The sequence below is a fragment of the Streptomyces sp. 11-1-2 genome, from assembly GCF_003595545.1.
Classification (GTDB): domain Bacteria; phylum Actinomycetota; class Actinomycetes; order Streptomycetales; family Streptomycetaceae; genus Streptomyces; species Streptomyces hygroscopicus_B.
On sequence record NZ_CP022545.1, the window covers coordinates 6,020,292 to 6,040,455 of the forward strand.

Below are 20,164 nucleotides of genomic sequence, written 5' to 3' on the forward strand. Positions count from 1 at the left end.
GCCAGGCATCGCTCTGACCAGCGAAAACGCAGTGCAGATGCGCTCCTGGTCAGCGGCCGGATGATGCCTGTGGCCACCGCTGTCTACCCCCACCGGCTTCCCCGGCCGGTGAGTCGTCAGAAAGTGGTGATCGCCACGCCGTCCGGGGCGGTGCCGGTGGTGACGGTGCCGATGACCAGGTTGGTGGCCGTGTTGATCACCGACACGGTGGTCGAGCCGTTGTTGGTGACGTAGGCGCGGGTGCCGTCCGGGGTGATCGCCACACCGATCGGGTTGGCGCCGACGGTGATGGGAGAGCCGATGACCAGGTTGGTGGCGGTGTTGATGACCGACACGGTGGCGGAGTTGAAGTTGGTGACGTAGGCGCGGGTGCCGTCCGGGGTGATCGCCACACCACGCGGGTTGGTGCCGACGGTGATGGGGGTGCCGATGACCAGGTTGGTGGCCGTGTTGATCACCGAGACGCTGTTCGCGTTCTGGTTGGTGACGTAGGCGCGGGTGCCGTCCGGGGTGATCGCCACACCATACGGACTGGTGCCGACGGTGATGGGAGAGCCGAAGACCAGGTTGGTGGCGGTGTTGATGACCGACACGGTGGCCGAGTTGAAGTTGGTGACGTAGGCGCGGGTGCCGTTCGGGGTGATCGCCACACCACTCGGGGTGGTGCCGACCGTGATGGGAGAGCCGATGACGGCGTTGGTGGCCGTGTCGATCACGGACACGGTGGTCGAGCTTTGGTTGGTGACGTAGAGGCTGGCGCCGTTCGGAGTGATCGCCATCCCCTGCGGGCCATGGCCGGTGCCCAGGAGGATGGTCTTGATGACGGTGTTGCTGCCCGTGTTGATCACCGAGACGCTGTTCGAGGCGAAGTTGGCGACGTAGGCGGTGGCGCTGTTCGGGGTGATCGCCACACCCTGCGGGCTGGAGCCGACGGTGATGGGGGTGCCGATGACCAGGTTGGTGGCCGTGTTGATCACCGAGACGCTGTTCGAGTTCTGGTTGGTGATGTAGGCGCGTTGCAGGGTGTAGGTGTATCCGCCCGGGGCGGTTGTGGTTCCGGCGGTGGTGGTGACTTGGACGGTTACGTTGCCGGGGGCATGGGCCGGGGTGGTGCCGGTCAGGACGGTTCCCGCGGCGTTGACGGTGACGGGGGTGACGGCGGTGCCGCCGAAGGTGACAGCGGCGCCGGTGAGGTTGGTTCCGGTCAGGATGAACGCGCTGCCGCCCGCAGCGGCGCCGGAGGTGGGGGTGAGTGAACTCACCGTGGGAGAGGCTGGGTTGACGGTCTGGGTGTCGGTGCCGGTCGAGGAGGAGAAGTTCACCGCGCCGCCATAGACCGCCGTGATCGTGTGGGTGCCCGCAGCGAGCGTGCTGCTCGTGACCGTGGCCACGCCACCCGCGTTGAGGGCACCGGTCAGAGTGCCGCCACCGGTCCCGCTGATGGTGAACGTCACCGAGCCGGTGGGGATGCCCGCGCCGGGCGGGACCGCGGCGACCGTCGCGGTCAAGGTCACCGGCTGACCGAACACCGACGGATCGGGAGACGACGTCACCGTCGTGGTCGTCGCCGCCTGCGCGACAGTGTGGGAGCCCGTACCGGTGGAGGGGTGGAAAACGCTGTCGCCGTTGTAGACGGCGGTGATGGAGTACGGGCTCCCCGAAGGGGCGGCGTAGGCGTGCGTGACGGTGGCCGCGCCGTCGGCGAGCGGCGCCGTCACCCCCGGTGTTCCGTCGCCGAAGTCAAAGGTGATGGTGCCGGTCGGCGTGACCGAAGTGGTCGGAACGCCCGTCACGGTGGCCGTGACCGCTACTGGCTCGCCGGAGACGGAAGGAGTGGGATCGGAGGTCACCACGGTCGCCGACGCCGCCTGATAGGTGAAGGCGTTCGGAAGGGTGGTGCTGCCTCCGGCGGTGGTGACGGTGACCGCGGCGGGCCCTGTGAGTCCGGGCGGTGTCACGGCGACGATCAGGGTGTCGGAGTAGGAGCGGAAGGAGGATGCGGCGAAGCCGCCGAATGTCACGCTGATGGCGTCGGCCAGCCCGGTGCCGCTGACAACGACGGTCGTCCCGCCGGCGATGGGCCCGCTCGCCGGGGTCACGCCCAAGACCGCCGGAACCGCGGCATAGATGTAGAGCAGCCGGTTGCTGACGCCCCCGACCGCGACGGCGTAGACCGGAACCGTACTGGGCACCGCGGCGGGAGGAGCGACGACGGTCAACCGCTGGTCAGAGAGCACCGTGGGAAGCACCGTCGCGTCCCCGAAGTGCACGCTCTGCGCGGTCGACAGGTTCACGCCGGTCAGAGTGACGCTGCCGCCGCCGACCAGCGGACCGCCACCGGGGGCGATCCCGGACAGGCGGGGCGCGGAGAGATAGAAGAAGGAGCCGATCGTGTCGGTGCCGCTGGGGGTGGTGACGCTCACGGGGACGACGCCATTGCCCGACGGAGCGACCGCGTTCACGGTCTGGTCGTCGATGACCATGAAGCTCAGGGCCGGACGGGCGCCGAAGTGCACAGCGGTCGCGCCGCCGAGGTGGTGCCCGACGATGATCACCTGCGTCCCGCCGGCTGAGGACCCCTGCTCCGGGAAGACACCGTTCATGACGCCCCCTAGATGTCGAGGCGGCGGAGCGCTGCCGCACCAGCTGCTACCAGAGCACGGCAGCAGCTGACGGCTGCAAGTCCTCCACGGGGATGCCCTTCACGACGCAAAACGCCCGGACGCTGCCTCGCCTGAATCGAGGTCTGCGGACGGCCAATGGCCGCGCTCCCCGGAGAGGGATGGGCGGCCCGCCGGTTCGGATACCTCAGTAAGCCATTGGAGTGGCTTTCTGTACAAGGGCCTTGACGCAGTGTCACCCATTTGGCGGAGCGGGCGGCCCACCGCTGATCAGGCGCCGACGGAGCGGGCGCAGTGCGGGCCGGTCAGCGGGCTGGTCTCCCGGGAGGCGGGTATGTCTCCTGACTACGGTGCCGTCCGACTTCACGTACTGCTCGACTACGGGCACAGCCGTGTCCCCCATCAATCGCCGTGCGTGATCACTTCGCGCCATCGCCGGGCCGTCCAGACGGAAGGTCTACAGGTGGGCCCGATCTGTCCTCGACGAGCGCGAATTCACCGCCTCGCACCCACATATGGTGCGGACCATTTGGGTCGCGTCTCGTGATGCGGGGCGGGTGCGCGTCGAGTCGACCCACGTGGTGCGTCATATGCCCTCTGTGCTGCGTATTCGCACAAGATGAGGCACGTGGAGGGCGCGGCGGCCTGTAGTCGGTCTAGGCAACAAGAAAGGCCCGCGCCTCCGACCTGGGCCTTTGAGCTGGAGCGGGTGACGGGAATCGAACCCGCGCTCTGGGCTTGGGAATCACACGGCCTGGTAGGCCAAAGAGGTGTGTGATCAGGCCGTACGCCGCCCTACCTGCCATTTGAGAGGTGCGCTGGCGCTGACACGCCGCTCTTGACCGTCGTTGACCGTTCTGGAGGGCACGGATAGGGCACACGACTCGCTGGAGCGGCTTGCGGACGCGCTCCACCTCTCGTGGGGCGGCTGATGCTGACACGGTCACGAGTGTGAGAGGGCGGCATCGCGGTCGTCATCACGAGCGGAGCCTGCGCTCCCGAATCAGTCGCCTCCGTCGAAACCCGCATCCCGCTCCGGCCTCGTCAGGGCGCAGCCGAACCTGATGCCGACGCCTCCTGGAACGCCGCGAGCATCTCCGGGGACCAGGTCAGGCTTCCGTCCCGCAGATCGCTGATCACCCCCCGTAGCCAGCGTTCCTCGGTGCCGAGGATGGCGAGCAGGTATTCATTCTCGATCAACGTGATGCGCGGCAGTCCGGTCGCGGCTTCGGCGGACTGGCGCTCCAGTTCAGCGCGTTGGGTGGCGAGTCGCGCCGCCCGTCGTTCCAGGATCGGTGCCACCTCGTCCGGGCTGAGCAGGAGCATGTTCGACAGCGCCGCCGGAAACACGGGGAACTCCGCCTTGGGCACCGCGAGCATCTGCTCCAGCCACTCGCGGGTGACCGCCCGGCCCTCCTCGGTGACCTCATAGACGGTTCGCTCGGGGTACTGCTGGTCGCGCTCGGTCTGCCGGACGGTGATCAGCCCGCCGGCCTGTAGCCGCTCGATGGTGCGATACAGCCCGGCCCGCTGGCCGACGTTGACGACCTGCTCCTTCCCCCACTGCTTGAGCAGTTGCTGGATGCCGTATGGATGCAGCGGCCGATGGTGCAGCAGTGTCAGCACGGCCAGTCCGAGCGGCGAGCTTTTCACGGAGGCGGTCATGCAGGCATCGTAGACAAGGAGAAACTAGTTGCATTTCTACTAGTCTCTTTGTAACTATAGCTCGGCGTTCACCCGACGCATCCACACGACCCACGGGAGGGGTTATGAGCGACAATCGCGGCCACGGCTCCGGTGTACGGACAGCACTGGTCATCGGGGGCGGTGTGGCGGGCCCGGTTACGGCACTCGCCCTGCGCAAGGCGGGCATCACGGCGACGGTCTACGAGGCGTATCCCAGCGCGGCGGACGGCGTGGGGGCCTGGCTGGGTCTGGCGCCGAACGGTCAAGCGGCGCTGGCGACGGTTGGTGCCGACGCGGCGGTGAAGGCCGTCGGGCAGCCGGTGCCCGGCATGGTGATGGCGGATGGCGTCGGCAACCACCTCGCCGACTTCGGCGGATTCCCGGAACTGCCCGCCACGCTGATGCTGCCGCGTGACTGTCTGTTCCGGGCGCTCACCGACCATGCGGCCGCCGCGGGTGTTCGGTTCGCCTACGGCAAGCGGCTGGTCGCTGCGGAGGAGACGCCCGAGGGCGTCACTGCCCACTTCGCCGACAAGACCTCGGCGACCGCCGACATACTGATCGGTGCCGACGGCATCCGCTCCACCGTCCGCACGGTGATCGACCCGGAATCACCCGCTCCCGAATACGGTGGTGTGCTGAGCTTCGGCGGTTACGCGCCGATGGGCAGTGAAGCCGGGGTCGAACCGGGCACCACCTATTTCGCGTTCGGCCGCGCCTTCATGGGCTACTGGCAGGGCGCGGACGGGCGGATGATCTGGTTCGCCGGCCTGCCCACGGACACCCCGCCGAGCCCGGCCGACCTTGCGCGAGTACCCAGCGCCGAGTGGCTGAGCCGGCTACGTGATCTGTACACCGGCCATGTCCCGGGTGAGCGGCTACTGCGGCACACCGGCCCCGACGAGCTGATGGTAGTCGGCCGGATGGAGCGCATGCCGCCCGTACCGCACTGGTACAGCGGCCGGATGGTGCTGGTCGGAGACGCGGTGCACGCCCCGTCCTCCAGTTCCGGACAGGGTGCCTCGCTCGCCATCGAGAGCGCGGTCGAACTGGCCCGCTGCCTACGCGATCTGCCTGTGCCAGGTGACGCGTTCGCCGCCTACGAGGCCCTGCGCCGCCCGCGCGTGGAGGCGATCGGCCGCAATGCTGCGGCTGTCAACAAGGTCAAGTCCGGCAAGAGTGACGCTCCTGTGTCGGCGTTCCCCAGTCTGGAGGAGACCCTCCGCCCGCTCCACTTCCATCGCATCGAGTGGGAGGTGAAGGTGAACATGGGGGTTGATGAGACGCTCAGCGCCACGGCCTGACGGGAATCGGAAACCGGGAGGGCGACCAGCGCCTCAGCCTTTCCCCGCGGACCCGCCACCGTGGAGCGGGTGGGTGCGCTCGCCGACTCCAGGGGCTTCGCCGGCGCCTGATGGCCCACCTCGCTGCGTACGGCCCCGCTCGCCTCGGTATGGCTCTGCGCGTCTGATCGACGCGTGCGGGGAGGCCGGAGGCGCGGTCATGGGGACACGGACGTTGTCAGAGCGCGATGAGGTGTACGCGCTCTCCGCAGAGTTTGGCCATGTCGTCCGTGTCGGACGTGAGGAGCGCCACCGGGGCCGGCTGGCGGAGGGCAGCCTCCGCGACCGTGGCGTCGATCGCGTACTTGTGGCGTCGGGTGGCTCCCAAAGCGGCTGAGCGGTTCGAGCGCGGGGAGGCGGACGCGATGATTGCCACGGAGTTTCGGGTCAGTGTCCGGGCGCCGTATCCAGTCGTGATCGTGCAGTGGGGGCGGCTGTCGTCACGCATGGCAGCCGCCCCGCCTCATCCGGCCGCGACCGGGGGAGGGCCGCCGCGGCCCGTCCGGCCGCGACCGGGGGAGGGCCGCCGCGGCCCGTCCGGCCGCGGCCGTACTCCGCGAGTGCGTTGAAGGCGGCCTTGGGTTCCCACGGCAGGCCGGGACAGGTGGCGGGGCGAGCAGACCGCGCTCGTGGTCGCGCATGCGGGGCGGAGCTCGACGCGGTGGAAACGGTAGCCGATGGTCAGGAAGAAGCCTCCAGTTCGCGGTCCCAGTGTTCGGCAGCGTGCTCGGTGATCACATCGAGAGGGTTCCTCGGCCGCTGCCGCCACCAGCGGCGTCGTCCCACGTTCGAGGGGCGGTCTCCACGAGACCGCCCCTGACCAGCCATCAGCCCGATACACCCCAGCCACCCGACCTCGTCCCAGGTCGGACAGCGAAACCCTGCTGGAGTACTAAGGGGGTCTAGGGGCGCTGCTTCAAGCGGTCGACGATCGCCCAGTCCGCCACGTGCGACAGCTGGATGTACGTCTTCTTCCCGGAACGCGAGGTCCGCTCGTCGCGGAAGCCCAGGAATTCATAGGACTCCGGGTCGAAGATGAGGTACTTGCCCTTCTCGGACGCGCGCTTGGGGTAGGAGATCCCCACCCCGGTGCGCCCGGCGGAGTCCTTCATCCCCGGGGTCGCCTTGACCCCGGGCACCAGGGCCAGCGCCTCGTACGCGGCGGGACGCAGTCCCTCGGGCAGCACCGGCCACTTCAGGAGCTCGCCGAGCATGAAGTAGGCGTCGTACCAGTCCCACGCGGTGAAGTCGTCGATCGACTTGTCGGATGTGCCGACGCCGATGATGCCCGGGATGAGCTTCTCCGGGTCGGTGGGCAGCTTCTTCAGCTGGCTCCACTCCCGAGGCGGCCACACGCCCTCGTTCTTCCCCATGGGCTTTTCCCAGATCACCCGGCCGAGCTCCATGGTCAAAGATCGCTTGGAGCCGTCCACCGAGTCCCAGTTCACGTCCACGTAGGTCTTGACCGCGCCGGTCTTCCGCTCCGTCTCCTTGATGATCCGCTTCCAGTAGATGAACTGGTCGTCGCGCGGCGCCACGGGCTTCTCGTGCTTACTTGCCCGCGCTGCCGCCCCGTTCAGCACCGTCACGGCGCCGACGTTGCGCATCCGCGGGGCGTTCGTGCCCGCGCGGTCGGTGCGGTCGCCCTCGTCGGCGCCGTCCGCGGCGATCAGTATCGCCGTGCCCGTAACCGCCATGGTGACCACCGCGGCTGTCGCGAGGCGCAGTGTGTGGCGGCGGCTGGGTGCGGCGTCGGGGTGCCGCTCCGTGCGCGTAATCGTGTTGAGCAGTCGGTGGCGGGCCTGCGCTCGGGCCGGTTCGGTGAGCGGGGCCGCGTCCGCGTTCCAGTCCCGCAGGAGTTCGAGTTCGTCAGTCATGGCCGGATGCCTCTCGCAGTGTCGTCGGATCGGATCCGCCCAACGCTTCGCGTAGCTTGCTGCGAGCCCGGTGCAGCCGTGATCTGACTGTGCCGATGGGGACACCGAGGGCCTGGGCCACCTCCTCGTAGCCGAGACCGCCCCACGCCACCAGCAGCAGCACGTCCCGGTGCCGCGCGGGCAGTGCGGCCAGTGCCGCCGCCAGCTCGCGGCGTATGGCCTGTGCCCCTACCCGGGCCGCAGCCCGGTCGGCCAGCGGCTCCTCGTGGTCGGCGGGGGCCTGGATGCGGGCCAGGGCCTTGAACCGGCGGGCCTCGGCCCGCCGGTGCCGGCCGACCAGGTTGGTCGCTATGCCGAACAGCCAGGGCTGGGCGTCGTTGCCCATGGCCCGTGCGGGGTCGTACCGGTGCCGCTGCTGGAAAGCAGTGGTGAAGGTCTCCGCCATGAGGTCGTCGGCCGGCTCGCCGCCGAGCCTACGGGCCAGATAACGGTGTACCGCATCCGCGTGTCGGTCGAAGAGCACGGCGAATGCCTCGGGCTCATCCCGGGACCGCGCAATTACCGAGGCATCGCTCTCCGCCCCCGTGCGGACGCCTGGCTGGACGGTCATCGGGGCTCCTCTCGTCCTGAAGAACGCTTCGAAGGCTTGGGCTTTCCTCTCTTCTTCGCCCGTCGCCCCCGGCGAGTTCCCTTGGAGCCCTGGCCGCTGGTCCCTGGTAGTGCTTGGTCGGGTTGGTATCGGTTCTGGCATGTCGCGGTGACAGGTGGGGCAGGCGCCGGTCCAGAGCGCGAGGAGTAACTGCAGTTCGCGGGTGACCCGATACAGGATCCGGCCGACGCCGTCTCTTTTGGGGACCGGGTGATGCGCTGGAGGGGCGCAGAGGGCGTGCGCGACGGAGACGAGGGTGACGTGGTGGTGCCAGTCTCTCCAGGTGCGGCTTTCGAAGTGGGCCAGGCCCAGGGCCTGCGAACTCATCGTCGACCTCGACGACGAAGCCCGACGCATCGCCTGCGCGGTGGTCGGCGGCTCTCTGGAGCCCACGCACCACCACGCGTCCATGCAGGTTCTCGGCGATACCGAGAGCCGCAGCCGATTCGTCTGGATCACCGACGTAACGCCGAGCAGTCTCGGAGAACCCATCGCCGAGAGCCGTTGCCGACCGGCCGGAACAGACGCCGACCTCCGCCTCCATCCACTCCCTGGAGCGGTATCCCGCCCCTGCGTTGATGCGGTCCCCAGCATGTCCCGGAGCGCAGTCCCGCCGCCCGACGCCGGTGAACCTCCAGAACCTACCTGCGGGTTACTTGCCCCGGGCGTCCGAGCTAGGAGTGCCGGGCCGTTACCGGGAATGGGGGCGTTACCTTCTACAACTCCACGTCGCCAATGGCGACACGGAGTTCGTGCATGCCCTCCAGGTCTACGATCTTCGTCACACCGGGCACACTCTCTCGACCCAATCCGGCGCGACGCTCAAGGACACCATGGCGCGCGCCGGGCAGTCGTCCACGCGGGCCGCGCTGATCTACCAGCACTCACCCCTGGAGCGGCAGCGCAAGTCGCGTGACAAGGTGGGGCGCAGTTCGTCCGCTAGGCCGCGGTTGCCGTCGTGCCGGGTGTGCGGAGTTCAGGGAAGCGGGCTTCCCAAGCGGCCCTGATCGGTAAGGGGAGAAACAGCTCCCGCCATACATGCCGCAGAGACATCGCGCTCAGGTTCGTGTTGAGGTCGTCATCAGTCCGGGCCTCGCGGATGACGCGCTCGTACATCAGCCGGAAGTCCGCCTCGTCGGCCAGGTCGTAGACGTAGTGCGGTCCCCAGTCGATGTGACGAGGCAGCGTGACGGTGCCGGTCGTCGGCCCATCCAGCTAGGCGAGCGATGCCGGCAGTACGTACGGCTTCGCCGCTGCGTACCTGCTCATGGCTCCAGCATGCCTGATGGGGCCTGCCGATGGCGCTGATATCGCAGGGAGTGCACTACGGAGTGAACGTCGACTGCGAGGCGACCGGTCGGCATGTCGGCGCCTTGTCCGGCACGCAACGGGCGCACGATCGTGGAGAGGTCCAGACAACGAATAAGGCCCAGGTTGCTGACCTGGGCCTTCGCTATGGAGCGGGTGACGGGAATCGAACCCGCGCTCTGAGCTTGGGAATCACCGGGCCTAGCGGCCGCGAAACCGGCCCTGATCTGCGCTAACGCGCTGCTGGCTGGGCTCCTGCGGGGTTCCTCTGAGCCCGTGATTGACCGCTGTTCGCCGCCCGATCGGGCACGCATCGGGCACGGCGCGACCTCATGGCAGGAGCGTCAGCGCGGGCACGTGGAGGGGTTTGATGGCATGGAAGTGGCGATGATCCAGTGTGGCGACCGTTGGTGCTTTGAGGCGCTCCGCAAGGGCGACTACTGAGGCATCGGCAACACCAAGAGGAAATCCGCGGTACTGCTGCATGAGTTCGGCCATGCGGGAAAGGTCGTCCCGGGCGGTTGGGGCTTGGACGAGGTCCTCTGCGGCAACGGCCTCGATGAGGTTGATCTCTGCGTCGGGGCCGACGTACTTGGCGAGCAGGTAGCAGGCTTCGGTCAGCACATACGGCGTGATCAGCAGTTCGCCGTTGTGGGACTCCAGTAGCTCGGCACAGCTCTTGTGGCCGGGATCGTTGCGGTTCAGTAGGGCGACGATGGGGCCGGTGTCAACGATCAGCATCGGCCTCGCCGAGCTCCTCGCGAGCGATGTCCTTGGCGCGAGCTCCGAGGTCGTCCGACGGTCCGTCGAAGCTTCGCAGGACGCGGAAACGGCTCGGCGGGGGCGTCTTCACCAAGCGCAGGGCGTGCCGACGCAGCTCTTCCACCTGCTCGGGCTCAAGCCGCTCGATGATGTCGTGCAGATCGCTGTAGTCATGGGCGGCAGTCATCGGACTCTCCCTGTCGGCCGTCTCTGCTTCACGATAGCGCTCGATCGAGGAGACCGCCGGGGACTCTGCATCTAGGACTTGTCCGGCCGATCATGTGACTACTCGCCGTCCGGGTCGTTGATGTGGACATGGGGCGGGGTGACTTGAGCGATGCTGAGTGGGAACGGCTGCGGCCGTTCCTGCCGGTCAGCAATAGGCGTTGTGGCCGGTGGAGGGATCACAGGCAGGTGATCGACGGGATTCTGCACCGGGTGCGGACTGGTGTGCAGTGGCGTGACCTGCCGGAACGGTTCGGGCCGTGGAAGACGGTCTATGAACGGCACCGGCTGTGGTCGGCGGACGGGACGTGGGAACGTCTGCTGCAGCAGGTCCAGGCTGCGGCTGACGCGGCGGGTGAGATCGACTGGGACATCTCGGTGGACTCCACCATTGTTCGCGCTCATCAGCACGCGGCCGGCGCCCGGACCGATCCGCCGCCGATCCCGGCATCAAAGGGGGCCGAGCAAGCAGAACACCAGGGCGAAACAGCGTGGCAGAGCCTGCATGCCCGCCTGGTGGAGGTGGTGCAGGAAGTGAGGGCCTGGGCCGCTCGCGGGGCGGGTTCACCAGCAAACTCCACCTGAGCGCCGACGGCCGGTGCCGCCCGCTGTCCCTCATCGTCACACCAGGCCAGCGGGCGGACTGCACCCAGTTCACGAAGGTGCTGGACAAGATCCGCGTTCCTAAGCTCGGCCCGGGCAGGCCCCGCAAGGGGCCTGACAGCCTCGCCGCGGACAAGGCCTATAGCAACGGACCCATCCGCAAGTACCTGCGACGCCGGGGAATCCGGCACACCATCCCGGAGAAGGCTGACACCCAGGCCGCCCGCCTGCGCAAAGGCTCACGCGGCGGACGGCCACCCGGCTTCGATGGAGAGCGGTACAAGAAACGCAACACCATCGAACGAGCCATCAACCGACTCAAGCAGCACCGGGCCGTGGCCACCAGATACGACAAGCGCGGCTACGTCTTCCTCGGCACAGCCACCGCAGCAGCACTCGCCATCTGGCTCAGAACATGATCGACCGAACAAGTCCTAGTGCGGATCTGGTGCAAGACGCTTAGCGTGGTCTAGACAACAAACAAGCCCCGGGCCGCTGGCCTGGGGCTTTGTGCTGGAGCGGGTGACGAGAATCGAACTCGCGCTCTGAGCTTGGGAATCACGGGGTCTAGTGCGCTGAAAACCCACTCTGACCTGCTGGGACGGGTGGAGAAGAGCCCCACCGTCCGGCTCGTGGCAGCCCTTGATTGACCGTGGTTCACCGCCCCATCGGGCACGCATCGGGCACGACCCTGCTCCGCGGTCTTACTGGGCAGCAAGCATTGAGCCATCGCGCATACGTCAGCGCGAGGAGCCGCGTCAGGCGGACCGACACCCGCTTTCGGAGTTCGATCAACGGGCGACCACTGCGGCCTGTGGTGCGCAGGCCACTCCGGCTGTGGAGGCAGGGCAGGTCACTGGCTCATTTTGACTGGGGCGAACTGTCGTTGACCATGGTTGACCGCACTATGCGGCACGGCTGTGGCACGCACCGTCACATACAGCGCGCTCCACTGGTTAGTTTGTGGATCGCCGAACCACGCGAACTCGCAGGCCGGTCCCGTCGTTCCCGACCGAGATCGCATGGTGTGCGATGCGATTCCCATTCGCTCCGTCCGAGACGGCTTGCCATGAGTCGCGTAGTCGATTAGCTCGTCTCAGGTAGGAACTGATTTTCCCTTCACGAAGACTTTCGTACACTCCCTTCTCGACACCTCTAAATATTTCGAGAGAAGCGCCATTGGGGAGTGGCATCGAATACTCGACACCGATGAATTTATGCGAGCGAATCCTAGATTCGGAACTTACCGTGAAGTCTTGCCAGTCCGGAGTCAAACCATCTATCGGGAGACGTTCGTGCTCACTGGCTCTCGTAGTAGCAAACCGCGAAGCCGAGCTATTATCTCCAGCGAATCTCAGGATGGAATGAGCAGCATTCCTCGCAAGGGTGCGAAACAGCCACTTTTTGCCGTCCTCGGGTATCCGGAAAACGACTGGCAGGTCGTCTACGTTCGCTTCATAACCGGCACGGGAGGATCGCAACTCCTCCTCGTCGGGCTCGCCCTCTATGCCAGAGAGCTCTCTTCGCCGTGCCATGAATTGCTCAAAAGTTGGCCTGCCCGATGTCCACTGCTGCGGCCCTGGATCCGCTGATATTAGCTCATCGAATTGCCCGTACTCACCAGTCCACAGATCGTCATCGCCAGGCGGATCAAACACGTTTATCGATATTCCCGCCGTAGAGAGGCGAGAGGCTACTATAAGACTCGGCAGAGTCCGTGATCCCAATTCGATAGAACCTACTTGCAAAGAGGCGGTAGCCAGCTGCTGTCTGGCGTGATACGCGCTGCCGTGGGTCCCTTTGCATTCTAGTGCATATACTTTACAGCCCGAGGTTCCGCCTCCAGCGCGCTGTCCGACCAAGAAGTAGTCCGGACGCATTGTTGTCTTATTTTTCTGCCGGACCGGCCCTACTCCGTCAATGAAACCAGCATGCAAGGCCACATCTACGTCTACGCTGGAAAACAGCCAGCCAGGATATTTTCGTTCAAGTATCCGCTTGGCTACCACCAGAGCCAAGCCAATGCCTAATTGCTCAGATTGGACCATCTTGTGATGATGGACAACATCAGACCCGCTTTTAGTTAAGGCCAGGATCCTTTTTTGGTTACTAGCCAGGGTCGCACAGTAACGTACATGGGCCCAGTGGCGGGCTATATCTGCAAACGGTGAGGCCGTAATAAAAGTGGTCGCCAGCCCCAATTCGCGTAGCACTTCTGCCGGGCTAGATACGATTCCGTTGAACAGGGAAGAGTCTATTGGATACACCGGCTTCCGATACAGATAGGAAGCTCCGCGTTTAGGGCCGATCCTCTCGCGGGCCTCCCTTTCGACTTCTTTCGCGAGTTCTGCCTCAGAGTTCACAACGAGGTTGGCAGGGGTCCCTAACTCTTGTACTAAGGAACTGAAGTCCACGTGTACTCTCCCCCAATAAAGTTGCACCCTCCAGGGGTCCCGACAGTAAGTTCCTAGGCTCAAGGGCGCAAGACCACCTCCCCGGCGCACAGTTGCAGGGACGCTGCTCAGTCAGCGCCTCCTGCCGCCTGCTCAGGCAACAAGGGAGTAGGCAACTGGTCCGCCGGCCCCGCCAAGCTCCAGCCTGAGCCGTACGACTGGTGGGGCTTCAGCCTGACTTTTCTGGCCGCGCTCCTCTCCTGACAGTTTCATGCCGCGGCCGTCAGTAGCTTGTGCAGCATGGTGGCGCTAGTACGCGCTCTACCAAGCCACAACTGACCTACGGCGGCCGTGACCTGCGGCCGCCTAACCGATCAACGCCCTGACCTGCTGCCGAGCTGTCGGCACCTGTCGACGTTGGTCACCATTGAGCGCCCTTCCACGGCCCGAGGACGGCCCGGGAGGGCGCTCGCGTGTGCTGCCAGCATGCAGTCGGCGTAGTCACCGCAACTACGCGCAAGTCGCCTATACTCAGGACATGTTGGCGCGCCTACCTTCCCGCTATGAGGACCTCGACCCTGCCTTCAGGGGTCGTCTCCGGCCGAATCGTCAGTTGCTCGCGCAGGTCCAGCGGGCCCACGCCAGCATGCAGATCACGGGCGGAATTCGTTTCCTACCCATCTTTGGTCGGAGCGGGTCGGGGAAGAGTTCGGCTGCTCGTGAGCTGGCTACACACCTTCCCGAATGCAAGGTCGTCGAACTTAGTCGTTCAGCAATTGCATCGGAGGCCGCTCTGCTTGAAGAGTTGAGGGCAGTCGACGGGTACCGAAACCAAGCCCAGCTGATAATTGCTGTAGTGGATCAATTCGAGGAGCGAGTGGCTGAAAAGACGGCCATTCCCTCGCAGTTCGTCGAACGGCTTAGCCTTCTTGATCGTGGAGAGTTGAGGCAGCGCCCCGTTCTGTTTCTTTGGCTGACCACTAGCAGGGAATTTCAGGCGGACTTGGCTGCGGCTACTTCTAGGAATGAGCGCATCCTGCTAAGTGGCGATTTCGAGCTTTCCGGGCCCGCGCGGGGTGAGTGGCCTGAAATTGTCGAAGAGACTTTCGCTTTCCACAACAAGAACCAACCACTTGCTGACTTTGAAGTCCTCTCTTCAGATGTGGAGGATTTCTCCGATAAGTCTCCCACTATCGGCGCTGCAATTGAGAAGGTTGCAGAAGAGCTCGCTTCCTACACCACTAAGTTGCATGACATCTCGCGCTATCAAGTCGTGATGTTGTGGCCGGTGACAGATGGTCTTCGCATTACACGAGTTGCGGGCTTCACTAATGCGCGAGACGGGTACAAGCTCGATTGGAATGCGTTTTATCGCGAGCTCAACGAAGACGATCGACAGAGTCTTCCGCTCTCTGAGCTCAACCGGGCGCGACTCTACTTCGATGTTCGCCTCGTGCCCATTGCTGCTGCTGACCTCCACCCTCTTTGCAAGGATCTCGATAAGGCTGACGTAACGCCGAGCCGCTCCTACTTGGACCGTCTGGAGAACTCGCACTTCGCGTCGATCATCAGCGAGCACTGGGACCCCAGCACCTTTAGCCCTCTGCGGGAGCGTGAGTCTGCGAGGGCGCGGAACGCGAGAGAGTGGTACGAAGGTGTAACCACTATGCCCACCCAGCTTGGTAGGCGTATTGCGCTCTGCTTGAAGGCGATTGGTTTCGACGCTGAGCATGAGCAGGAGATTAAGACGCCTCATAGTAAGGTCAGGGCAGACGTTCTAGTTCAGCGGCCTGGTGCCCAGCAGGACTCGGTGATCGTCGAGCTGAAGGCATACTCGACGGAGAATACGCGGCCATCTTCAATCAAGGATGCTATTCGCACTACGTTGAAGCGTCACGCCCAGCTCGCAGGGTTCCTGGGTCGCCAGTGAGCGTGACGTAGGTCGGTGGAGCGGCTTTGGGCTGGAGCTGCTTTGGGGCGAGTGATCATGGCCCCGTAAGCTTGCGGCGCGTCGGGCAGTCTGTGGACCTGCCCGGTAAAGCACGACGTTGGGGCCATGATCTTAGAGGCTCGCCCCAAAGTGGCTGCCTAAAGCCGTGGAGCCGACCGGCGCCAGCCACGACGTACCCCTTCTCTGACGTCAGGCGGCTGATTGCTGTGTGCGCGGCACGGGCGGCGGCTGGGCTGGAGCGGGGCGGAGACAGGAGCGCAGGCCCGGCCGGGGGCCGGGCCGCGCGCGGTGAGCGGAGCGAGCCGCCTTGAACCCGTAAAGAAGGTTGTAACTCAGTGGCCGTTGGCCTGGTGTCGGGCGATCTTGTGTGTGGTGGGGCAGGTGAACTGTTCGGCGCATGCCGGAAGGCGTCGGGATTCGCGATGGGCGAGGGGTAGGAAGATGACCGGCCGGATGATCCATTCGATGTGAGTGTCGTGCTGGGTGAGTGCGAACGTGGTCGCTTCGCCGTTGGTGAGGGCGTCTTCGGCTTCCTTGTGGCCGTAGGTGACCCAGTCCCATGCCTTGTGGGCTGTTTCGCGGTCGAGTGCTGAGGCGATGGTTCGCACGGTGATGCGGACCCAGTTGGTGGCCTCGCTGGGGCTGTTGGTTTCGATGGAGGCGAGGAGGACCGAGCGGGGGCCTGTGGCTGGTGAACGGCTCCAGCACTCGCACCAGTAGCCGGGGTGCAGCAGGGGCCTCAGCATGTGGTGACTCCTGCCTGCTCGGGTGCTACGAGTTGGGCGGTGACGGTGCGGCCGTGCTGGCTGCCGGTGATGTCCAGGCGGCGGGCGAGTGCCATGACGATGCTTAATCCGCGGCCGTGGGTGTCGTCTGCGTCGGCCTCCGTATGGCGGGGTTCTTCGGGGTGGCCTCCCTCGTCGGTGACGGAGATCGCGACGGTGCGGGGTGAGAGAGACAGCGTGAGCTGGAAGGTTCCGTAGGGGCTGCCGCTTGCGGTGTGGGTGAGGGCGTTGCTGCCGAGTTCGCTCACGATCAGCTCGGCGTCGTCGGCGCATGGGTGGTTGCTGAGGATGTCGCGGGTCCAGCGGCGAGCGCGGGTGACTTCTTCTCGGGATCCTGGGCACATCAGGCCCCAAACTCGCGGAGCACTCATATACTCGTTCATACAAGTTCCTTCGTGCTGGTAGGGGCTATGGGGCGTGGGTGCGTGCTAGATGAGTCGTACGCCGTCGTGGGCGCGGATGGCCGGCGGGGATGTGTTGTCGAGCGCGTCCAGGACGCGGATCGCGTATGCCTCGTCGGCGAGCTCGGTGACCTCGGCGCGGGTGGCCCAGCGCAGGGCGCGGGTTTCCGCTCCGGTGGTCGGGGTGCCGTCGATGGCCTCGCAGCGGAAGACCATGGAGACGATCAGGCCGGTCATGTTCTTGTAGACGCCGGTGAGGGTCGCGGGGAGCGCGATCTTGATGCCGGTCTCTTCGAGGACTTCCCGTTGCAAGGCGTCGGGGATGGTTTCCTCGCGTTCGAGCACGCCGCCGGGCGGTTCCCACTTACCGTTGTCGCGTCGCTTGATCAGCAGCGCACGGCCCGCGTCGTCGACGATGACTCCGGCGACGCTCACGGAGTGCGGGCGCTCAGTGCTCACGTTCCTCGGCCCTCTCGGCTGGCTAGGCTCTCCACCGTAGCAATCCCGGTCAGCCGCTCGTCTAGATACCTAAAGGAGTATGTGCGAATGCCTTCTCTGACCTCTGTTCTGGGTGTATTGGACCCGACGAGCGACCGGGCGGTGTTCCGGCAGATCGCCGACGCGCTGCGGGAAGCGATCGACAAGGGACGCTTCCGGGAGGGCGACAAGCTGCCCTCGGAGACTGAGCTGGTCGATCACTTCGGTGTCTCGCGGATGACCGTCCGCAACGCTTTGTCGCTGCTCCAGCAAGAGGGGCTGGCGGTGTCCGAGCATGGCAAGGGGGTCTTCGTGCGGCCCCGGCCGCCTGTGCGGCGGCTGGCTTCGGACCGGTTCGCGCGGCGGCATCGGGATCAGGGGAAGGCGGCCTTCACCGTGGAGGCCGAGGCGGCGGGCAGTCGCCCGGAGGTGGACAACCTCGAGGTGAAGGAGGAGCGGCCGTCGCCGGACATCTCGGCTCGGCTGGGTTCGCCTCGTAAGGTGCTGGCTCGGCGGCGGCGGTATCTGCTGGATGGGCGGCCGGTGGAGTTCGCTACCTCGTATCTGCCGCTCGACCTGGCGCGGAACACCCCGATCGCGCAGCCCAACCCCGGCCCCGGTGGCATCTATGCCCGGCTGGAGGAGATGGGGCATCGCCTGGATCACTTCGATGAGGAGATCCGGGCCCGGATGCCCTCGCCTGCCGAGGTGCGTACGCTCCAGCTCGCTTCCGGGGTGCCGGTGATTCATCTGGTCCGGACTGCCTACGACGGTGAGGGGCGGGCGGTGGAGGTGTGTGACACCGTGATGGCCGCTGACGCGTACGTCCTCGCCTACCAGCTTCCTGCCAACTGACGCATGGCCGGGGCGTGGTGGCCCCGGGCTGCTTCTTCTGACTCGTATACACGAAGACGCATACTCGTATAGACGAGTGGGCAAGCTGTGTGGCATGGTGGTCCCCGTTCCCGCTCGTTCGGGTTCGAAGGCCGCAACTCATCTACACAACTAGGTGCGTTGTTCGTGAGAGAAGGAGAAGTAGTTGCGTTCCATCCGAGTTGAGACCTCTGGCGCCACGGTTCTGCTGACTGAGGCGCCGGAGCCGAAGGTGAAGGACCGGCAGACCGGCGAGATTGCCAAGGACGCACAGAGCGGCGAGACGCTGATGCGGCTCGGCGTCGTCTACATCGACGGCGGGGAATCCTCGCTGCTCCAGGTCACCGTGCCGGAGAGCGGCGTGACGGAGGGGCTGGCCCTCGGTTCCCCGGTCACTCTGATCGGGCTGATCGCCCGGCCCTGGGACACCGTGTTCAACGGGCAGCAGCGGCACGGCATCGCCTTCCGCGCCGAGGCCATCGCCCCGGCCGCCATATCCGTCGGCGCGGGGGCCTGAACCTGATGGCTGACGTGATGACGCTGATGGAGGTGGGCGGTCCGGTCGCCGCTACGGTCGGCGGAGCCGCCTACCTCCGGGCCCAGCATCCGGCCGCCTACTGGTCCACGATCGGGATGCCCATCTCGACGGCCCGGCTGCTGGGGTCGTACGGGTCCGTGATGGACGCGTGCGGGCTGACCGTTCCGCCGTCCCGGCTGCGGGCCTGGGCAGTGCAGGCACTCACGCACCGGGAAGTCCGGCCGGTGCCTCCTCGTCGGGGGCTTATCCGTCCGACGTCGACCGGGCTGCGGGTCCGGTTGCGGCTGGCGCCGGGGCAGGAACCGGCGGACGTGGCGGCCTCGGCCGAACGGCTTCGGCATGCCTGGGGCGTGCACGGCGCCTACGTGGAGGAGATCAAACCGGGCGTGGTCGAGCTGCGGCTGATCGGCTTCGATGTACTCCGGAAGGTCCGGATGCCTCGTAAGACCGGTGGCGGGTTTCTCAAGGTGCCGGTGGCGCTGCGGGAGGACGCGACGGCGTTCGTCCGGGACTACAGGGCCATCCCGCACCAGCTCACCCTAGGCGCGACGCTGTCGGGGAAGTCGATGTTCCTGCGGCACTTGATCGCCGGGCTCGCTCGGCAGCCGGTAGCGCTGGTCGGGATCGACTGCAAGCGGGGTGTCGAGTTGGCGCCGTTCGCCCCACGGCTCTCGGCCCTGGCGACTGATCCTGAGCAGGCGGCGGAGCTGCTGCCTGTGCTGGTCGGGCTGATGGAGGACCGGTACGACCTGATCAAGGCCCGGCAGGGCATCGCTCCCAGTACCCCGGATGAGGAGATCACTTCTGATGTCTGGGGGCTGCCGGAGGATGAGCAGCCGGTGCCGGTGGTGCTGCTTGTGGACGAGGTGGCCGAACTCTTCCTCGTCGCCACGCGGAAGGACGAGGAACGGCGGGACGAGATGGTCACCCAGCTCATCCGCCTCGCCCAACTCGGCCGCGCGGCAGGCATCTACCTGGAGGTGTGCGGACAGCGGTTCGGAGCCGAGCTGGGCAAGGGCGCCACGATGCTCCGGGCTCAGTTGACCGGCCGGGTCTGCCACCGCGTGAACGATGAAGCCTCCGCCAAGATGGCCCTTGGCGATATCGCCCCCGAAGCGGTCGGCGCGGCCTGCGCCATCGCCCCCGAACGGCCCGGTCTTGCGGTCGCGGGGGACACGTCCGGCGGCTGGTCCCGCATCCGTCCGCCTCATCTTTCACTCGCCGATGCTGCGGCCGTCTGCCGCGACCATGCCCATCTCGTGCCGGACCTGCCCGCGCTGGAAGCGTTCCGGCCGACCGTGCCGGCCGTACCGGTGAGCGCTCCGGCGTCCCTGCTCAAGCCGCTTCCGGCCGCCGAGTAATCCACCCGCCCGACGGCTGGCGCGACCGTACCCGCGCCGTGTCCTTACCCCCGCCATGCCTGAAAGCGAAGGGGAGTCCCTGTGCCTCGTCCCACCATTTCCGAGGTCTCCGCGCTCTTGGCCGACCTGGCCGACTTCCGTACACGCGGGGCCGGGAGTAACGCCGAGTTGATGAACCGCAAAGCGGACCTGTTGGAGCGCATCGCCGCTGCCCAGCCCGATGACGTTGAGGCCGCTGAGGTCGCCGCCGCCGCTCGCGCACGTGCCGACGAACTCACCGCAGACGGCTGACTCACTGGAAGGAGCTTCTA

General features: G+C 66.2%; 16 protein-coding genes and 2 pseudogenes. 8 read left to right on the forward strand and 10 right to left on the reverse strand.

What is annotated here, in order from left to right; translation table 11 throughout:
* Positions 1 to 116: 116 nt before the first annotated feature.
* Both CGL27_RS25510 and CGL27_RS25515 read right to left on the reverse strand, forming a co-directional pair.
* Complete coding sequence (locus CGL27_RS25510) at positions 117 to 2,603, reverse strand: IPT/TIG domain-containing protein (protein WP_119990265.1); 2,487 nt, start codon at positions 2,601 to 2,603, stop codon at positions 117 to 119.
* Positions 2,604 to 3,665: 1,062 nt separating this feature from the next.
* Entirely contained in the window at positions 3,666 to 4,286 is a 621-nt protein-coding gene (locus CGL27_RS25515) for a PadR family transcriptional regulator (protein WP_119990267.1), read from the reverse strand.
* Positions 4,287 to 4,390: 104 nt separating this feature from the next.
* Here CGL27_RS25515 and CGL27_RS25520 point away from each other — a divergent pair, with 104 nt between their 5' ends.
* A complete protein-coding gene (locus CGL27_RS25520; protein WP_119990269.1) occupies positions 4,391 to 5,611 on the forward strand; it encodes an FAD-dependent monooxygenase in 1,221 nt (406 codons plus the stop codon).
* A 217-nt stretch (positions 5,612 to 5,828) separates the two neighbouring features.
* On the opposite strand, the pseudogene CGL27_RS25525 reads toward CGL27_RS25520, so the two are convergent.
* From CGL27_RS25525 to CGL27_RS25535, 3 genes and pseudogenes are all read right to left on the reverse strand, one after another.
* Positions 5,829 to 5,960: pseudogene (locus tag CGL27_RS25525) on the reverse strand (DNA-binding protein); the annotation flags it as partial.
* A gap of 592 nt (positions 5,961 to 6,552) precedes the next feature.
* A complete protein-coding gene (locus CGL27_RS25530; protein WP_119990271.1) occupies positions 6,553 to 7,527 on the reverse strand; it encodes a CU044_5270 family protein in 975 nt (324 codons plus the stop codon).
* A complete protein-coding gene (locus CGL27_RS25535; RefSeq protein WP_119990273.1) occupies positions 7,520 to 8,137 on the reverse strand; it encodes an RNA polymerase sigma factor in 618 nt (205 codons plus the stop codon). Before CGL27_RS25535 ends, CGL27_RS25530 begins: the two co-directional genes overlap by 8 nt.
* Positions 8,138 to 8,940: 803 nt before the next feature.
* On the opposite strand from CGL27_RS25535, the pseudogene CGL27_RS52250 reads away from it, so the two are divergent.
* Positions 8,941 to 9,084 (forward strand): annotated as a pseudogene (locus CGL27_RS52250) (site-specific integrase); the annotation flags it as partial.
* A gap of 730 nt (positions 9,085 to 9,814) precedes the next feature.
* Here CGL27_RS52250 and CGL27_RS25550 read toward each other — a convergent pair.
* Positions 9,815 to 10,225 (reverse strand): PIN domain-containing protein, encoded by a 411-nt coding sequence (locus CGL27_RS25550; RefSeq protein ID WP_119990275.1) that lies wholly within the window; start codon positions 10,223 to 10,225, stop codon positions 9,815 to 9,817.
* On the reverse strand, positions 10,212 to 10,433 hold the full coding sequence (locus tag CGL27_RS25555) for a hypothetical protein (RefSeq protein WP_037954114.1): 222 nt from the start codon (positions 10,431 to 10,433) through the stop codon (positions 10,212 to 10,214). Before CGL27_RS25555 ends, CGL27_RS25550 begins: the two co-directional genes overlap by 14 nt.
* Positions 10,434 to 10,561: 128 nt before the next feature.
* Between CGL27_RS25555 and CGL27_RS25560 the strand changes: the two genes are divergently transcribed.
* Positions 10,562 to 11,493, forward strand: a protein-coding gene (locus CGL27_RS25560; protein ID WP_240451007.1) for an IS5 family transposase whose coding sequence is annotated in 2 segments (ribosomal slippage) — positions 10,562 to 10,978 and positions 10,981 to 11,493 — 930 coding nt in all. Because the reading frame shifts where the segments join, the coding sequence is not laid out codon by codon here.
* Positions 11,494 to 14,323: 2,830 nt separating this feature from the next.
* Positions 14,324 to 15,397 carry a hypothetical protein gene (locus tag CGL27_RS25565; RefSeq protein ID WP_199817090.1) on the forward strand — a complete coding sequence of 358 codons (1,074 nt, stop codon included), beginning with the start codon at positions 14,324 to 14,326 and terminating at the stop codon, positions 15,395 to 15,397.
* 353 nt (positions 15,398 to 15,750) lie between these two features.
* On the opposite strand, the gene CGL27_RS25570 is transcribed toward CGL27_RS25565, so the two are convergent.
* Genes CGL27_RS25570 through CGL27_RS25580 form a run of 3 tightly spaced genes read right to left on the reverse strand, consistent with a single transcriptional unit; the run spans position 15,751 to position 17,039 of the window.
* A complete protein-coding gene (locus tag CGL27_RS25570; RefSeq protein WP_119990276.1) occupies positions 15,751 to 16,164 on the reverse strand; it encodes a hypothetical protein in 414 nt (137 codons plus the stop codon).
* Complete coding sequence (locus CGL27_RS25575) at positions 16,158 to 16,586, reverse strand: ATP-binding protein (RefSeq protein ID WP_119990278.1); 429 nt, start codon at positions 16,584 to 16,586, stop codon at positions 16,158 to 16,160. Before CGL27_RS25575 ends, CGL27_RS25570 begins: the two co-directional genes overlap by 7 nt.
* 45 nt (positions 16,587 to 16,631) lie before the next feature.
* On the reverse strand, positions 16,632 to 17,039 hold the full coding sequence (locus tag CGL27_RS25580; RefSeq protein WP_119990280.1) for an NUDIX hydrolase: 408 nt from the start codon (positions 17,037 to 17,039) through the stop codon (positions 16,632 to 16,634).
* A gap of 111 nt (positions 17,040 to 17,150) precedes the next feature.
* On the opposite strand from CGL27_RS25580, the gene CGL27_RS25585 reads away from it, so the two are divergent.
* From CGL27_RS25585 to CGL27_RS25600, 4 genes are all read left to right on the forward strand, one after another.
* Positions 17,151 to 17,936 carry a GntR family transcriptional regulator gene (locus tag CGL27_RS25585; protein WP_119990282.1) on the forward strand — a complete coding sequence of 262 codons (786 nt, stop codon included), beginning with the start codon at positions 17,151 to 17,153 and terminating at the stop codon, positions 17,934 to 17,936.
* Positions 17,937 to 18,120: 184 nt separating this feature from the next.
* Positions 18,121 to 18,471 carry a hypothetical protein gene (locus CGL27_RS25590; RefSeq protein WP_030836282.1) on the forward strand — a complete coding sequence of 117 codons (351 nt, stop codon included), beginning with the start codon at positions 18,121 to 18,123 and terminating at the stop codon, positions 18,469 to 18,471.
* Positions 18,472 to 18,476: 5 nt separating this feature from the next.
* The gene (locus tag CGL27_RS25595; protein ID WP_119990284.1) at positions 18,477 to 19,853 is read left to right on the forward strand and encodes an FtsK/SpoIIIE domain-containing protein; all 1,377 of its coding nucleotides are present in this window, start codon (positions 18,477 to 18,479) and stop codon (positions 19,851 to 19,853) included.
* An 81-nt stretch (positions 19,854 to 19,934) separates the two neighbouring features.
* Positions 19,935 to 20,144: a hypothetical protein gene (locus CGL27_RS25600; protein WP_119990286.1), complete on the forward strand. Its 210-nt coding sequence runs from the start codon at positions 19,935 to 19,937 to the stop codon at positions 20,142 to 20,144.
* Positions 20,145 to 20,164: the final 20 nt, after the last annotated feature.

Bases quoted from the DNA above. Each gene is read 5' to 3' on its own strand.
- CGL27_RS25515 (WP_119990267.1), bottom strand. From the start codon at position 4,286: ATGACCGCCTCCGTGAAAAGCTCGCCGCTCGGACTGGCCGTGCTGACA.
- CGL27_RS25585 (WP_119990282.1), top strand. From the start codon at position 17,151: ATGCCTTCTCTGACCTCTGTTCTGGGTGTATTGGACCCGACGAGCGAC.
- CGL27_RS25555 (WP_037954114.1), bottom strand. From the start codon at position 10,433: ATGACTGCCGCCCATGACTACAGCGATCTGCACGACATCATCGAGCGG.
- CGL27_RS25530 (WP_119990271.1), bottom strand. From the start codon at position 7,527: ATGACTGACGAACTCGAACTCCTGCGGGACTGGAACGCGGACGCGGCC.
- CGL27_RS25520 (WP_119990269.1), top strand. From the start codon at position 4,391: ATGAGCGACAATCGCGGCCACGGCTCCGGTGTACGGACAGCACTGGTC.
- CGL27_RS25575 (WP_119990278.1), bottom strand. From the start codon at position 16,586: ATGAACGAGTATATGAGTGCTCCGCGAGTTTGGGGCCTGATGTGCCCA.
- CGL27_RS25535 (WP_119990273.1), bottom strand. From the start codon at position 8,137: ATGACCGTCCAGCCAGGCGTCCGCACGGGGGCGGAGAGCGATGCCTCG.
- CGL27_RS25510 (WP_119990265.1), bottom strand. From the start codon at position 2,603: ATGAACGGTGTCTTCCCGGAGCAGGGGTCCTCAGCCGGCGGGACGCAG.
- CGL27_RS25595 (WP_119990284.1), top strand. From the start codon at position 18,477: ATGGCTGACGTGATGACGCTGATGGAGGTGGGCGGTCCGGTCGCCGCT.
- CGL27_RS25550 (WP_119990275.1), bottom strand. From the start codon at position 10,225: ATGCTGATCGTTGACACCGGCCCCATCGTCGCCCTACTGAACCGCAAC.
- CGL27_RS25570 (WP_119990276.1), bottom strand. From the start codon at position 16,164: ATGCTGAGGCCCCTGCTGCACCCCGGCTACTGGTGCGAGTGCTGGAGC.